Source organism: Flavobacteriales bacterium (genome assembly GCA_021739695.1).
GTDB lineage: Bacteria > Bacteroidota > Bacteroidia > UBA10329 > UBA10329 > UBA10329.
In genome coordinates this window covers 40,138-54,722 of the sequence record JAIPBM010000007.1, presented here as the reverse complement: position 1 = coordinate 54,722, position 14,585 = coordinate 40,138, and the positions used below count along the sequence as shown (strand labels likewise).

General features: G+C 43.2%; 15 protein-coding genes. 11 read left to right on the top strand and 4 right to left on the bottom strand.

The window, feature by feature from the left end:
* The first annotated feature begins 9 nt into the window (after positions 1-9).
* The 7 genes from K9J17_05995 to K9J17_05965 all read left to right on the top strand — a co-directional run bounded on the left by K9J17_05995 (position 10) and on the right by K9J17_05965 (position 6,281).
* On the top strand, positions 10-1,257 hold the full coding sequence (locus K9J17_05995) for a sigma-54 dependent transcriptional regulator (GenBank protein MCF8276271.1): 1,248 nt from the start codon (positions 10-12) through the stop codon (positions 1,255-1,257).
* Complete coding sequence (locus K9J17_05990) at positions 1,258-1,899, top strand: hypothetical protein (protein MCF8276270.1); 642 nt, start codon at positions 1,258-1,260, stop codon at positions 1,897-1,899.
* Positions 1,899-2,729: a hypothetical protein gene (locus tag K9J17_05985; GenBank protein MCF8276269.1), complete on the top strand. Its 831-nt coding sequence runs from the start codon at positions 1,899-1,901 to the stop codon at positions 2,727-2,729. The genes K9J17_05990 and K9J17_05985 overlap by 1 nt, the downstream gene beginning before the upstream one ends.
* A gap of 1 nt (position 2,730) precedes the next feature.
* A complete protein-coding gene (secG, locus tag K9J17_05980) occupies positions 2,731-3,051 on the top strand; it encodes a preprotein translocase subunit SecG (GenBank protein MCF8276268.1) in 321 nt (106 codons plus the stop codon).
* Between the two features lie 163 nt (positions 3,052-3,214).
* Positions 3,215-3,493 (top strand): co-chaperone GroES, encoded by a 279-nt coding sequence (locus tag K9J17_05975; protein MCF8276267.1) that lies wholly within the window; start codon positions 3,215-3,217, stop codon positions 3,491-3,493.
* Positions 3,494-3,521: 28 nt separating this feature from the next.
* Positions 3,522-5,162, top strand: a complete 1,641-nt coding sequence (gene groL, locus K9J17_05970; GenBank protein ID MCF8276266.1) for a chaperonin GroEL — start codon at positions 3,522-3,524, stop codon at positions 5,160-5,162.
* 129 nt (positions 5,163-5,291) lie between these two features.
* On the top strand, positions 5,292-6,281 hold the full coding sequence (locus K9J17_05965; GenBank protein ID MCF8276265.1) for a class A beta-lactamase-related serine hydrolase: 990 nt from the start codon (positions 5,292-5,294) through the stop codon (positions 6,279-6,281).
* A 12-nt stretch (positions 6,282-6,293) separates the two neighbouring features.
* Here the strand turns inward: K9J17_05965 and K9J17_05960 are convergent, their stop codons facing one another.
* From K9J17_05960 to K9J17_05950, 3 genes are read right to left on the bottom strand one after another with little or no spacing between them, the layout of a single operon-like run.
* Complete coding sequence (locus tag K9J17_05960; protein MCF8276264.1) at positions 6,294-8,171, bottom strand: glycosyltransferase family 39 protein; 1,878 nt, start codon at positions 8,169-8,171, stop codon at positions 6,294-6,296.
* A complete protein-coding gene (locus K9J17_05955; protein ID MCF8276263.1) occupies positions 8,164-8,460 on the bottom strand; it encodes a hypothetical protein in 297 nt (98 codons plus the stop codon). The genes K9J17_05960 and K9J17_05955 overlap by 8 nt, the downstream gene beginning before the upstream one ends.
* Before the next feature lie 58 nt (positions 8,461-8,518).
* A complete protein-coding gene (locus K9J17_05950) occupies positions 8,519-10,900 on the bottom strand; it encodes a TonB-dependent receptor (GenBank protein MCF8276262.1) in 2,382 nt (793 codons plus the stop codon).
* Between the two features lie 97 nt (positions 10,901-10,997).
* Here K9J17_05950 and K9J17_05945 point away from each other — a divergent pair, with 97 nt between their 5' ends.
* From K9J17_05945 to K9J17_05930, 4 genes are all read left to right on the top strand, one after another.
* A complete protein-coding gene (locus tag K9J17_05945; protein MCF8276261.1) occupies positions 10,998-11,285 on the top strand; it encodes a hypothetical protein in 288 nt (95 codons plus the stop codon).
* Entirely contained in the window at positions 11,282-11,650 is a 369-nt protein-coding gene (locus tag K9J17_05940) for a hypothetical protein (protein MCF8276260.1), read from the top strand. Before K9J17_05945 ends, K9J17_05940 begins: the two co-directional genes overlap by 4 nt.
* Positions 11,651-11,667: 17 nt before the next feature.
* The gene (locus K9J17_05935; GenBank protein MCF8276259.1) at positions 11,668-12,114 is read left to right on the top strand and encodes a hypothetical protein; all 447 of its coding nucleotides are present in this window, start codon (positions 11,668-11,670) and stop codon (positions 12,112-12,114) included.
* Positions 12,115-12,393: 279 nt separating this feature from the next.
* Positions 12,394-13,212 carry a hypothetical protein gene (locus K9J17_05930; protein ID MCF8276258.1) on the top strand — a complete coding sequence of 273 codons (819 nt, stop codon included), beginning with the start codon at positions 12,394-12,396 and terminating at the stop codon, positions 13,210-13,212.
* On the opposite strand, the gene K9J17_05925 is transcribed toward K9J17_05930, so the two are convergent.
* A complete protein-coding gene (locus K9J17_05925) occupies positions 13,175-14,584 on the bottom strand; it encodes a phosphoglucomutase/phosphomannomutase family protein (GenBank protein MCF8276257.1) in 1,410 nt (469 codons plus the stop codon). The genes K9J17_05930 and K9J17_05925 overlap by 38 nt on opposite strands.
* Between the last annotated feature and the right edge of the window lies 1 nt (position 14,585).

Here is a 14,585-nt window from a genome sequence, read left to right as displayed (position 1 = left end):
ATTTGAGTAATGACAGTTGATCAGATAAAACAGCGTTTCGGCATCATTGGGCATTCACCTTTGCTCAATCATGCAATCAATACAGCCATGCAAGTGGCACCAACCGATATTTCGGTGTTGGTGACAGGAGAAAGCGGAACGGGGAAGGAAGCTTTGCCGCAGATCATCCATCAGATGGGCTCGCGCAAGCATGGTTCTTACATCGCTGTAAACTGTGGAGCCATACCAGAAGGAACCATCGACTCAGAGCTATTCGGCCACGAAAAAGGTTCGTTTACTGGAGCGCACGAAGCACGAAAAGGTTATTTCGAAGTAGCAGATGGCGGTACCATCTTTTTGGATGAAGTGGCCGAATTGCCAATGTCAACACAAGTACGATTGCTGCGTGTGCTGGAAACAGGCGAGTTCATAAAGGTTGGTTCTTCCAAACCATTGAAAACCAATGTTCGGATTGTGGCTGCAACCAATGTCAATATTCCAGATGCTATCAGCAAAGGCAAATTCAGAGAAGACCTTTATTACCGTTTGAATACGGTGCCGATCATCATTCCGAGCCTGCGCGAACGCCAAGAAGATGTGCCATTGTTGTTCAGGAAATTTGCGGGCGACTTTGCCGAGAAGTACAGAATGCCAGGTGTTCGACTGACGGAAGAGGCGCGAGTGATGCTCATGAATTATCGCTGGCCAGGAAATATCCGTCAGCTGCGAAATATTACAGAGCAGATTTCCATCATCGAAAAGGAGCGCGAGATAGGAGTGGATGTGCTGCGCAATTATTTGCCAGATCATGGCAAGACTAATCTTCCAGCAGTTAGAACTGCATCAGGTTCATCTGGAAGTGGAGATGCACAAACAGATTTCTCTGAACGCGAATTGATGTATAAGGTGCTTTTCGATATGAAACGCGACATCAACGACCTGAAAAAATTGGTGCTTGATGTCGTGTCGGGTCAGAATGACGAGGACATAACGGAGCATCACGCGTCTACCATCAGAAGATTGCATCAAGATGTTGCACCGGCAGGCGCTTCCGATTTTGGGCCAAGCGTTCACGAAGTACAGGTTCATAGAGCTGGAGAACAGCCTTACGAAGAACACGAAGAGGTGGAAGAATCACTTTCGCTCGAAGACCGTGAAATAGAATTGATCAAGAAAGCGTTGGAGCGTCATCGTGGAAAGCGAAAAGCGGCTTCTCAAGAATTGGGAATCTCCGAACGAACGCTCTATCGAAAGATAAAAGAGTACAACCTTGGATAAATGAAAATCCGAAATCCGAAATATGAAATCCGAAACGGAAAGCCTAATACACAGTGCGTCATTGCGAGGAACGAAGCAATCTCTTTCTATCACACAGATCACCACGGTTGTTCCTCCCTCGCAGTGACGAGGTTTTCACTTGTTTCGTATTTCAAGGTTTTAGTGCTTCTAATTTTCCCGCTTTGGGCGGGTTGCGGAGTCTATTCCTTCACAGGTGCTAGCATCTCACCAGAGGTCAAATCTGTCAGCATCGATTTCTTCCCTTCTTACGCACCATTGGCACCGGCCAATATGCCTCAGGCATTTACCGAAGCCTTGCGCCAATTGTTCATTAGTAGATCCAATCTTGATCTATTGAATAAGGGTGGAGATATTCGATTTGAAGGCTACATTTCTGCCTATCAGACTAAGCCAGTTGCCATCCAAGGCAACGAAACAGCCGCCAAAAACCGACTCACCATCAGTGTAAATGTCAATTACACTGACACGAAGGATGATTCCAAGAGCTTCGAAAAATCGTTCACACGATTTGCCGATTTTGATGCCACACAAAACATTACGGATGTAGAGCAGTCGTTAATTGAAGAAATTAACGACCAATTGATATTGGACATTTTCAACGAAGCAGTTGTAAACTGGTAATGACGCAAGATCAATTCTACCATTGGCTCGAGAACCCGGCTTTGATGAATGCGGATAGCATTGCGCAATTGCGCGAAGTGATCAGTCGTTATCCATACTTCCAAGCGGCACAGATGATGCTTGCGAAAAATCTGCAGATCGAAAATCACATCGACCAATTGAATCAGTTGCAGTTGGCTGCGGTAATGGCATCAGACAGAAAGTTGCTGCACGATTATTTGCACGACAGAAAGAAAACGAAGCCGAAACCGATTGAACCTGTTGAAGGGGAAATTCCGGAGCTAGTGCCACTTGAAATTGTACGCGATGAGCAGCTTGAAACGGTAGAAGTTGAACACGAATCGTTGTATGACCTCATTCCTGAACCGATCATCTATCAACTAGAAACAGCCGATCTTCCTGAATTGGTTCAATCCAATGAATTGGAAGAACCTGAGCAAACCGGACCAGACGAACTCAGTTTCAGCGAATGGTTGGCTTTTACCGAATCGGGAAAAAGCAGTTCCAAACAAGAGACAAAGGCAGATGCTAAAAGCACAAGATCGGTGCCTGCACGAAGCAATATTGAGCTGATAGAGCACTTCTTAACGCAGCAATCAGATGCTCCGAGAAAGCGGGCAGAATTCTTCAATCCGCAGAAAGTTGCATCCAAAAGCATGGAAGAAGATTTCACGGTTGTTTCAGAAACACTGGCCGATATTTATTTCCAACAAGAGAAATACGAATTGGCAAGTCAAGCCTATGCATCACTTAGCTTGAAATATCCAGAGAAAAGCGTTTACTTTGCCGCCCGTTTAAAAGAAATAGACGATAAACTGAATTCATTATAAAATGTACACACTCGTTATCATTTTGATCATTGTTGTTTGCCTTCTACTGGTTGGCGTAGTAATGGTTCAAAACAGCAAAGGTGGAGGTTTGGCCTCCGATTTTTCATCGTCAAACCAAATTATCGGAGTTCAAAGAACTGGCGATTTCCTAGAAAAAGCCACTTGGTATCTTACCATTGCCCTTATGGTTCTTACGCTTGGTTCAAACTTCTTTATTGAAAGAGGAGAGACTCAAGAAGAATCTGCCATTCAAGAGCAAGTAGAGAACGCAGCCATGCCAGCGCAAAGCGAAGATGCAGGCGAGCCACTTCCGGTGGAATAATCTCCAAATACACATTTTAAGAAATGTCAGGATGTCACACATTCTGACATTTTTTTTGTGCCTATGCCATCATTTCAGCCCTATTGTCTGCAATTGGTCGATGGCACAAAATGTGACAGGGGCGAGTCACCAAAACAATATTCACTAAATCAATAATTATAAAATGGGAGCTATTAAAATCAAACCATTGGCCGACAGAGTTGTGGTTCAAGCAGCGGTTGCCGAAGAAAAAACAGCTTCAGGAATTTACATTCCAGATACGGCTAAAGAAAAGCCACAAAAAGGGAAGGTGGTTGCTGTAGGAACAGGTAAAAAAGACGAGCCAATGACTGTGAAAGTTGGTGATACGGTCCTTTACGGAAAGTATGCGGGAACAGAAATTACTGTTGACGGAACCGATGTGCTCATCATGCGTGAGTCTGATATTTTCGCAATCGTTTAATTCATCAAATCAAAAAATCTAAAATAAAATGGCAAAGCAAATATTGTTCGATCTGGACGCTAGAGACAGATTGAAAAAAGGGGTTGACGCCCTTGCAAATGCAGTAAAAGTGACCTTGGGACCAAAAGGTCGAAACGTGATCATCGACAAGAAATTCGGTGCTCCACAAGTGACCAAAGACGGTGTGACCGTGGCAAAAGAGATCGAGTTGAAAGACGCGGTTGAAAACATGGGCGCGCAAATGGTGAAGGAAGTTGCTTCTAAGACCAATGATGTTGCCGGTGATGGAACTACAACCGCTACCGTTCTTGCGCAAGCAATCGTTACAACTGGTTTGAAGAATGTGGCTGCTGGTGCAAACCCAATGGACTTGAAAAGAGGTATCGACAAAGCAGTTGAAGCTGTTGTTGCTGAGCTTCATAAAATGTCTAAATCTGTTGGTGATGACATAGCTAAGATTGAGCAAGTTGCTTCAATCTCTGCAAATAGCGATGCAACAATCGGTAAACTGATTGCTGAGGCAATGAGTAAAGTTGGAAAAGAAGGCGTTATCACTGTTGAAGAAGCAAAAGGAACTGAAACAACTGTTGATGTTGTGGAAGGAATGCAATTCGATCGTGGTTACCAATCGCCATATTTTGTAACAGATGCTGAGAAGATGGAAGCGGTTCTTGAGAATCCATACATCCTTATCCACGATAAGAAGATCAGCAACATGAAGGAAATGCTTCCTGTGTTGGAAAAAGCTGCTCAAAGTGGAAGACCATTGTTGATCATCTGCGAAGAAGTGGAAGGTGAGGCATTGGCCACATTGGTGGTGAACAAGATCAGAGGGTCGCTGAAAGTTGCTGCTGTGAAGGCTCCAGGATTCGGTGACAGAAGAAAAGCCATGTTGGAAGACATCGCCATTCTTACAGGTGGAACCGTTATCAGCGAAGAGAAAGGTCTGAAGTTGGAAGACGCTACACTTGCTGACCTTGGAACGGCTGAAAAAATCACCATCGACAAAGACAACACAACTGTTGTGAACGGTGGAGGAGAAGCTGCTGGAATCAAAGCCCGTGTTGGACAAATAAAAGCACAGATTGAATCAACTACTTCAGATTACGACAAGGAGAAATTGCAAGAGCGTTTGGCCAAGTTGGCTGGAGGTGTTGCTGTGCTTTATGTTGGCGCTGCAACTGAGGTTGAAATGAAAGAGAAGAAAGACCGTGTGGATGATGCACTTCATGCAACCCGTGCTGCGGTTGAAGAAGGAATCGTTCCTGGTGGAGGAGTTGCTTACCTGAGAACCATTGCAGCTATCGGCAAGATCAAGCCAGTGAATGCTGATGAGAAGACAGGTATCGATATCGTTCTTCGTTCAATTGAAGAACCACTTCGTCAGATCGTTGCTAATGCAGGTTTGGAAGGAAGTATCGTAGTTCAGAAGGTGAAAGAAGGAAAAGACGATTTCGGTTACAATGCACGTACAGATGAGTACGGAAGCATGTATAAATTCGGAATCATTGACCCGACCAAAGTAAGCCGTGTAGCGCTTGAGAATGCTGCTTCCATTGCAGGAATGTTGCTGACAACCGAGTGTGTGTTGGCTGATGAACCTGAAGAAGGTGGAGGTATGCCAGGTGGTATGCCAGGAGGAATGGGCGGTATGGGAGGAATGATGTAATCCTATCAGTCGAAAATTGGAAAAGCCTCTTCGCATTTGCGAAGATGCTTTTTTTATTTCCATTGGTTAATTGGCTGTCAAAATCGTTGAGAAACCTGCATTAATTTCGCATTATATTTTCTTGGTAGAATGGCTAGATGGATTGGAGTGGTAGGGTTAATTGTCGCAGTAGCGATAGCCTCGTTTTACGTTGGGCATTCGGGAGTGCTGCTTAAGAAAGAAAACGTTGAATCTCGGCCTGTTTCTGCACAAACTCAAGAGACGCGCGTTCCTGGAAAACATAAGTTCATCAATCCCTTGCTCGAGTGTGACAGCTACACTCCGTCTGATGCGCTGAAAGACAAACAGCTTAGATCCAAGTTGAATGAATTCACTAAGGAGATAATTCATGATGGTCGAGTGAACTCTATTTCTGTTTATTACAGAGACTTGAACAATGGACCGTGGATAGGGATAAATGAGAAAGAAGTATTTTCTCCAGCCAGCCTTCTTAAAGTCACTTTTCTGATTGGAGCCTTAAAATATTCAGAAGTTAAACCTGAATTCCTACAAAAGCAAATTGTTTTTGATTCGGAGTCTATTGATGAATATACGGCCAACATCAGCGATGAAATGATTGAATTAGGCAAAAGTTATCGCGTGCTTGATTTGTTGGAGCGTATGATTATAAAATCTGATAATAATGCCAAGAATCTTATTTTGAGGGAGTTGGTTTCCGCTGGATTCACAAAAGTTCTCTGGGCTGATCTTGGTATGGAAGAACCGAATGCTTCAACACCTGATGATTTCCTTACTATAAAGGAGTATTCGTCATTTTTCAGAATACTCTATAACTCAACTTATCTGTCGCAGGAAAATTCACAATTGGCGCTTGAAATATTGTCTCGTTCCAACTTCAAAGATGGATTAAGGGCTGGTCTTCCTGAGGGAACTATCGTTTCAAGTAAGTTCGGAGAACGCGGTTCGGTAGACTCAGATATAAAACAATTGCACGATTGTGGAATCATATACGATGACAAATCTCCTTATCTGTTATGCGTTATGACCAGAGGAAATGATTGGCAACAACAGGCTCAGGTAATCAAAGATATTTCAACAATCGTCTTCGAAAATCGTTGAGAGTCAGTTTGGTCAGTTAGGTTGATCTGGTGGCTGATGGAAGCCCTTTAAATTCATCGACACAAATTCAAAATCAGTTAATTCCAACTTTGCTTTTTGTGGGTTGAATAGATATATGTTCAAATAACCCGTGTGCAGACTCCGTGATTGTCTGTAGAATGCATTTAGCTCGTGGAATCCGTTCGTATCCTTTTGCGATGAGCAATTTTCGACAACAATCCGTTGTTGGTCAATTTCGCAGACCAACCATATTTCACTCAGGTCTGAAGAACATTTTGGTTTTAGTTTCAGCGTAACACGAAAGTTCAATAAGGAATCTGTGTTCCACGCTTCACTAAGGTTGGTGTTGTACAGCGTCACATATTCCTCACCATCAATGAATTCGTTATTCGATTGCCATTTGCGCGCAACCACTTTCTCCGTTACATCAGGCTTTCTGTGTGTCAAAAGCCATAATCCGTTGCCAAACTGAAGGCGTTTTTCAATGCTGGTTTTGATCGATGGCCGTGAAGTGTCCGTTACCAATTCTACGTCTACATGATCAATCGATAACTTATCTTCTTCGGGAATCCTGTACGGTAGCGAGCTCGGATTTTCTACAACTTTCAGCCAAGAATACCCAAGCAATTCTCTGTAAAACTGACAACTTACGCCATAAGGCCAGTCCACTACAAAGTTGGTTTGATATGGTCGCTTTTCGTTCTCAATTTGGTGCATAAGGAATTTAATGTCTGCTTCGTGACTCCAATCGAGTGTGTGGTTGCGATTGGCGCTAGCAAGCGTATTTGAAAACATGATAAAGGCAAATATTCCAACCATGGTATTCTTCACCCATGAGTGCAAAAATGTTGATTCATGAATGGAAAAAATTACAGTTGAGATGAATAGCGGATAGAGGAAAAGTGCCGTGCGCTCCTGAATGAATCTTGTTCCAAAAAGCATGTTTTGCGCCAACAGTCCAAATAGAATAATGGAGATGAGGAGTAAAAGTTTAAGCCCGAAATTGTTTCGAGAAGTTACTTGCGGTAATGCTAAGATCCACGATAAACCCAACATGACTAGGAAAACCAATACAGCCAAGGAGTTTTTCTGCTGATCATCGCTGTAAGTGGATTTTTGGATCACGGACAGTAAGGTGTTTTGCCATATTCCGGTTTCGCCTCCGAAGAACAGTTCGTTCTTTGAAACGAGCTCATGGATGGGAGAATAGATTATTAACGAAAGAAAGAACACCGTTAGAAGGACGAAACCTGCATTTATGACCAACGATGAAAATCGTCTGCCGTTGTATGTTTTAAAGCATTCGTCAATAAATATGAAGCAGCTAATAGCAAGAAGGAAATTGAGTAAGGTAAAATTGCTCAGTACTGCCAAACTGCAGGAAATCAAACATGCAAATAGCGGTGATCGATTGGACGATTGATGATAGCGGAAGAGAAAGTAGATTGCTGCCATCGTAAAACATGCCGCAAGACCGTAGCCGCGTGCTAACGAAAAGAAATCCAGTAGATATGGATTGAAGTTCAGCAGAACGAAACCAAAGATCTTGAAAGTGTTTTCTGCAGTACGTAAGCGGGAAACTAGAAGTGCCGAAAACAGCATGTAAACCAAATGCGCCAACAGATTTGGAAGACGATAAACAAATTCGCTGGCAGGAAAGATTGAACTGAAGAATTTCGCTGACGCGGAGTTCAGCAGATGGTTTGTAGCTGTTGGAGCCCGCGTGAAAATGTAGGCGTATGTTCGCCCTACATATTCTAAAACGGTCGAACTTTCGTCATACGTAAACGATAGGTTTGCAGTGCGATAACTTGTGTACGTAAAGAGACCGAGCGCTATACAGAACACGATGGTTTGCCACGATTGAAGTAGGCTGAAATATTTACGCATATATCAATATGACTACCACAACGAGGATAAACATGGCAATCATGACACCAACGGTTTTTGTCATAACCAATTTGCGTTCAAAAGTCTTGCTTTTACGAATCTCCTGAAATACTTCAATCAAATCCGTATCAGTCAAATTGGAATCTGAGTGGATTGATTTTTCCGAATATGTTGCATCAGAGTTATATGCGCTAATCACTTTCTTCCTTTTTTCCCTTTTGGCAAGGAGCAAAGCGCGATTTTCACGCATTCTGCGAACCATGTCCATCATGTGTCCTCCTGCACTCATAGCGGAAGAAGGTATGAAAATTTAGTGATTTTCTTAGGAAAGAGCGCCAACTGACATTCTAAATTTCAATAATTATCCCGAACGAAGGTAGCACTGTTCCCGTGGTGTTTTTGACCTTATCCAACTGATAGCGAGATGAATCGTTCGGGTCGATAAGAGCATTTCCGTCAGCATCTTTTCTTAGAACATAACTAGGCGGTTGCTGCGCCTTGAAAGCGTACACATTCTGAACGTCCAAATACAAATTGAGCGCCCATTTTTTGAAGAACCATTTCTTGTCTACTCGCAGATCAAGGAAGTGCGCAGGTTTTAGTCTTTCACCGTTCAGCTGCGAATAATCGCGAATGGCGCCTCGGTTCAAATTCCAAACGGGAATTATGGCAGATGTTTCTTCGTCAGCAGGTGTGTACGGAGAACCTCCTGTGAAGCGCCATCTTAAACCTAACTCCCAGTTTCGCTTGAATTTGTATCCACCTGTGAGCGAAATCAAATGTTGCGCATCCCAAGATGACGGAATGAAATCGCCTTTGTAATCCTGAAACTCGCTGCGAACCCATGTGTAAGCAAGAATTCCGTAGAAATTCTTCCAGAGTTTTTGTTGGACCAAAACTTCCACTCCGTAAGCGCGGCCTTGATTATCGGACTTGACCTCTGCATTCCCGATCACACCAAAATCAGCTCCAAGGTTGGCCAATGAAATGCTGTCGCGAACCAAAAACGGATAATTCTCCCAGTATTTGAAGAATCCTTCAACCGAGACCTTTAGTCCCGTTTTGGTGACGAATTCTCCACCTAAAACTGCATGATTAGAAGCAATGTATTTGAGTCCATTGTCCTTGTTTGCAAGCGTTCCGCTATTATTTCTGAAACCAAGCGTGGTGTATGGCGGCAACTGAAAATAGCGTCCAACATTCGCGTTCAAATTGAGTTGATCGTTGATGGCGTAGGAGATGGAGAAACGGGGCGAAAATGTTTCATATGTCTTCGCCATTTGAGTAGAGTAGCTGTTTCCATCAACTCGAGCGCCCAATGAAAGCAGCAATCGTCCTTGAACAAATGAGTGACTTACCTGACCGAAAGCACCCCATTTGTGAATATCAACCGCTGAACTGAAATCGACAGTGCCCGTTGAACCATCTGGTAAGGTGATTTTAGAGAAAGTGGAATTGTTGTATCGCGCAAATTCATAAAGGACACCGTAATTTATCTTCCAACCTTTATCGAGCCAATTGTTTTCATAACGCAACTTGTTCTCAATTTCTTGGCTTTTGTAGTTAAGGATCAGGTTCGTGTCAACCTCAATATTGTCGGCATATTTGAATGCTTCGTTGTTGAGCATGTTACGGCTAACGACCAATTCTGAATAGCCTTTTTCACGATAGTTTTTCCAGTTAACGCCAAGTGCGTAATTCCATTGATTGTTAACGGGAAGTATCTCAACCAGTCGTTTCTGATCTTCATCAAGTTTATCACTCAAATTGAGTTTGAACTGATCGATGGCCCCAAGCCCGATAACGGTTATCTCGTTCTTATCGTTGATCTTAGCTTTATACTTCAGCTGGAAATCATCATAAGTTGGCAGGAAAGGCAAGCCGATTGCTTGGAAAAGAAACTGCAAATAGCTTCTTCGATATGAGAACATGAACGAATGACCTTTTGCAATTGGTCCTTCAATCGTTATTCCGGCATCACTAGAACCAAGCGTGAAATTCCCACCGATCCGATCCTGACGCGGATCTTTCATCTTGAAGTTCAAAACGGAACTCAATGTGTTGCCGCGGTTCGCAGGAAAAGCACCGGAGAAGAATTCCACTTCGCGGATGAAGTTTACATTGATCAACCCGTTCGGTCCGCCAGAAGAACCTTGCGTAGCAAAGTGGTTTATGTTCGGAATTTCGATGCCATCGAGGTAAAAACGGTTCTCATTCGGAGCACCACCACGGATAATAAGATCATTACGGAAAGCCACCGAACTGGCCACACCTGGCAATGATTGCAGGGCTTTTGAAATATCTCTGTTTCCGCCAGGATTCCGCTGAATTTCGTTTACACCAATGGTTCGCAACGAAACAGGGCTTTCTTCTTTCTTCTGGAACGGATTGGCCTTCACAACAACAGCTTCCAACGTTTTGCTGTCCTCTTCAAGATTGAAATTGACCTGTGCCGGTTTGTTATTGAAAACCTCTACCTCGTACTCAACCTTGCTTTTGTATCCGAGAAAAGAAACCTCCACGTTGTAAAGCCCCGGAGTAATATTCTTGATCTCATACTTTCCATCCAGATCAGAAGATGCACCGATGGTTGTCCCTTGAATGACAACGTTGGCGAACGGAATCGGTTCGTTGTTTTTTGCGTCCGCAATTCTACCACTAACGATGCCTGTTTGGGCATTTACTCCAATGCTGATAATCAGCATTACTGCTGTGATAAATAATCTCATAAAACGTTAAATGGTTGACAGAATTGCAGAAACACAAATATGTGTCAATTGTTCGCAAGACTGCATCTTGGCAGCTATTTTTAACAAATTGTTTTCAATGAAGACTGAAAAAAAATGTCCGCATTGCGGAGTTTGGACCGAATGGAACAAACAGCCTACGGACCGCTGCAGCAATTGCAACGAGCTATTGGATCAGCGTTCTCTTGATGAGAAAATAGAGCGCGAACGGCATGCAGATGAGGCTTTTGCAAATGACTATCTCAGAATTAGAGAAGATGATGGTTTTATGATGCGAATTGTTCGAAGGGCCGCTTGGGTCGTTCACATCATATTCGCAGCTATTACGTGGTTTTTTCTTTGGATGGTAGCAACAACACCAGGATGAAACGAACGCTTTCAAATCCGATTTTTCTTTTGGCTGTCTTGCTTGCCGCAATCAATCAGACCTTGGAAAAAGGCTTTGGGATTTTCCTTCCTGTTATTCACAGCTATTTAGATGATCTGCTTTGCTTGCCCATTGTGCTCACCTTGGGTTTGGCCGTGTACCGCTATTTCTGGCCGAATTATCGTTTGACTCATTCGCACACCTTGCCGGTGCTAGTAGTTTATTCGGTTTATTTCGAATGGTATCTTCCAAAAGGTTGCTTACTTGTAACTTCCGATATCTTTGACCTGATTGCTTACATAATTGGATGGGCTATTTTTAACTATTCCATAAACGAAAAGAAGTCCGTAAGTTTGAATGTGTAAACTACAATCTAATCGCTATGAAAAAAATAATTTTTATGACATTCTCTTCAATCTTAACTGTGAGTATGCTTTTCGCTCAGAATAGCGTAAAAGATAATTCGATTGATTTGAACACAATCCACCAGCTAGTAGGTAATGATGCTGACGTGCGATTACTGTTTATTAACGACAAAGTTGTTGCAAACGATTTGAAAGGTGGATTTTTGGAAGATTTTTGTAGCGAATTGACAGGTAAAGTGGATGTGGTGGCCGTTTTTTCCAAAAAAATCAAGAAAAAGGTCGAAAAGCTTTTCAAAGGTACGGTCGTTATCTCAGAAGAATACGGGAATTATTTTGACGCTAGTTATGAGCTATCTGATGGCTATACTTTTTTGGCAATAAAAGAAAACCATTTCAGTGGCTTTCTAACAACCGAAAATAGATCTGATATTCTTACTGCCCTTGGTGAACACAAGGTGCGATAATGATTAGGTCCGCTTGTTTCTTATTGTATGCCGTGCATTTATTTGGCAGCGATGTGGTTTTGAGCCGGTTATTGGTTTGAATTTTCGTAAATTTTGGTATTACTGTGATCGAAATATTGAGTTGGCTTAGTTGAGTTCGTGATCCTTATGGCCAGTTGTTCTCTTGTTTCATTTGTCTTGGAAGGAGCTTTAAACAACGATTAAATTGACCATTTTTGGCTATTTCCATAACGATACATATGATTTAGGTTTGGAATCACCAACTCAAAGCCATTTACCATGAATCACATCTGGAGTGTAATAATTCTTGTTTCGGCTCTTTCGTTAAACTCACAAGCGCAAGCTCCGAACAACAGCATCAACGTTAAAGAGCTAAGGAGTACAATAGGGAGCGAAGCAGAAAATGTCCGAGTTCTATTTGTTGGGGATGATATTCGAAAGCATTTCGATGGTACTTCCAGTAGGCTAAGCGCTTGGAACAAATACACTAAGAAAACAGACGTTTTCATTGTTTTCTCGGAAGAAACAAAAAAGGCGGTTGAAGAGAAAGCGAAGAAAAAGGTGGTTTTAGCAAAAAGCCATTCTGAGTTTTTCACCCGCTCTTGGCGAGACCAAGACTTCCTTACTTGGATAGAACTTAAAGGTGATACTGTTGCGTTTGTTGAAACCAGTGGACGAGAAGTGCCTCAAACGAGCGGAAATCCAGCTAAGCACGAGCAAGCCCCATCGGACACGGAGCTGGCAGAATACGTTACAGGTCTTACAGACTCTAAGAATCTAGTGGAGGTTCTGGTGGTTGGGCCGAAGGTATCAGTAGCAATGTTGGATACACTCGATCTGACTGAAGAATTCAGCGCACTTAAAAAGAGACTTACCCATATCGTTATTTACTCAGAAGATGTTCAGAAAGCGCTTGCTGCTCAAACAGATGTTCCGATGGTTCTCACTGACAAAACCTATGCGGAAAGTTCAGCACTTGGAAGAGTCGATTGGACTATTGTGGAAGCAAAAGGTTCGGACTTGATCAGAGTACGAGCATCAGGAATTTTGAAAAGCATTCTCACGCCCCGATCTGAACACGGCAAGCCTCAAGAATAGCTAAGGCATCTTCTCTCGTTTTCGCTTCGGCATAAGTTCTCAGCACAGGTTCGGTTCCAGACGGGCGGATCATTACCCATTCTGAATCGCTGAGCCAATATTTCCAACCATCCATGTCGTCAATCCGCTGAACTTTGTAAGGTCCGAAATGGTCGTATCTGCCCGCTTCGCAATTGGCTACAATTTCTTCTTTCAGCGATTGTGCTATGCGCAGATCGTTACGCTCAAAGGCGAATTCACCGACAAGATCATCGATTTCTTGAATAAGCTGACGAAGGCTTTTTCCAGACTTCGCCATGAATTCCCAAAGAATCAGTCCGTTCCAAATGCCATCTCGTTCAGGAATATGACCTTTTACAGCAATGCCGCCACTTTCTTCACCGCCAACAAGCACATCTTCCTTGATCATGATTCCGCACAAATGCTTGAAACCGATCTTCACCACTTCCAATTCCAATCCGTACTTCTCGCAAAGCTGATTGATCTTTACGGTGGATGAAAAACCCGTTCCGACCTTTCCATTCCAACCTTTCACTTTATGCAGATAATGAATGAGAAGTAGCAGAATGTGGTGACTATCCACGTAATTCCCTTCGCCATCAAAAAGTGCAATTCGGTCAGCATCGCCATCAGTTGCCAGACCGCAATCGATGTCGCCCGAAACTTTGATCACATCGGCAAACTCACCCAGGTTTTTCAAAATCGGTTCTGGCGAAATGCCATCGAACAACGGATTGTGCTCGCAGTGCAGTAACGTGATGTCTGGAAATAATCTCCGCATCACAAATTGCCCTGAACCGTACATTGCATCATAGGCGAATTCCATCTTTGAATTGCGGATGGCATCCAGATCAAAATTGGCTTCAACCTTCTGAACGTACATATCCTCCAGTTCAGCCGTTTTCAGTTTACCGCTTTCACGATAACTGTCCAAATCGATGGCATCCAATTCGAAATCTATGCTGTCAGGAATAAGTTTCTCCACAGCTTTCACGTCAGCTTCTAGCAGCGGTCCACCATGGTTTCCCTTCAATTTGTAGCCGTTATCGGCAGGCGGGTTGTGACTTGCAGTTATGATAACTCCAATTCCCGTTTTCAATTCTTTGGCTCCCAACGAAACCATTGGAGTGGTTACGGGACCTTCAGCCACATGAACCTCAAATCCATTCTGAAGGAAAACCTTAGCCGTGGTTTCGGCAAAAAGCGGTCCGCCAAAACGGCAATCGTGTCCTACAACGGCCACCTTTGGCAAGCTTTGCGAAATAACCCAAGTGGCCGTTCCTTGCGCTACGCGTGCCACGTTTTCTACCGTGAATTCCTTGGCGATCATTGCGCGCCAACCGTCCGTTCCGAATTTAATTGGGAGTGCCATT

What these genes read in the sequence shown, in the direction of transcription:
- K9J17_05965 (MCF8276265.1), top strand. Translation starts at nt 5,292, where the DNA reads ATGGCTAGATGGATTGGAGTGGTAGGGTTAATTGTCGCAGTAGCGATA.
- K9J17_05975 (MCF8276267.1), top strand. Translation starts at nt 3,215, where the DNA reads ATGGGAGCTATTAAAATCAAACCATTGGCCGACAGAGTTGTGGTTCAA.
- K9J17_05955 (MCF8276263.1), bottom strand. Translation starts at nt 8,460, where the DNA reads ATGAGTGCAGGAGGACACATGATGGACATGGTTCGCAGAATGCGTGAA.
- K9J17_05945 (MCF8276261.1), top strand. Translation starts at nt 10,998, where the DNA reads ATGAAGACTGAAAAAAAATGTCCGCATTGCGGAGTTTGGACCGAATGG.
- K9J17_05990 (MCF8276270.1), top strand. Translation starts at nt 1,258, where the DNA reads ATGAAAATCCGAAATCCGAAATATGAAATCCGAAACGGAAAGCCTAAT.
- K9J17_05985 (MCF8276269.1), top strand. Translation starts at nt 1,899, where the DNA reads ATGACGCAAGATCAATTCTACCATTGGCTCGAGAACCCGGCTTTGATG.
- K9J17_05935 (MCF8276259.1), top strand. Translation starts at nt 11,668, where the DNA reads ATGAAAAAAATAATTTTTATGACATTCTCTTCAATCTTAACTGTGAGT.
- K9J17_05950 (MCF8276262.1), bottom strand. Translation starts at nt 10,900, where the DNA reads ATGAGATTATTTATCACAGCAGTAATGCTGATTATCAGCATTGGAGTA.
- K9J17_05930 (MCF8276258.1), top strand. Translation starts at nt 12,394, where the DNA reads ATGAATCACATCTGGAGTGTAATAATTCTTGTTTCGGCTCTTTCGTTA.
- K9J17_05925 (MCF8276257.1), bottom strand. Translation starts at nt 14,584, where the DNA reads ATGGCACTCCCAATTAAATTCGGAACGGACGGTTGGCGCGCAATGATC.
- K9J17_05960 (MCF8276264.1), bottom strand. Translation starts at nt 8,171, where the DNA reads ATGCGTAAATATTTCAGCCTACTTCAATCGTGGCAAACCATCGTGTTC.
- K9J17_05940 (MCF8276260.1), top strand. Translation starts at nt 11,282, where the DNA reads ATGAAACGAACGCTTTCAAATCCGATTTTTCTTTTGGCTGTCTTGCTT.
- groL (MCF8276266.1), top strand. Translation starts at nt 3,522, where the DNA reads ATGGCAAAGCAAATATTGTTCGATCTGGACGCTAGAGACAGATTGAAA.
- secG (MCF8276268.1), top strand. Translation starts at nt 2,731, where the DNA reads ATGTACACACTCGTTATCATTTTGATCATTGTTGTTTGCCTTCTACTG.
- K9J17_05995 (MCF8276271.1), top strand. Translation starts at nt 10, where the DNA reads ATGACAGTTGATCAGATAAAACAGCGTTTCGGCATCATTGGGCATTCA.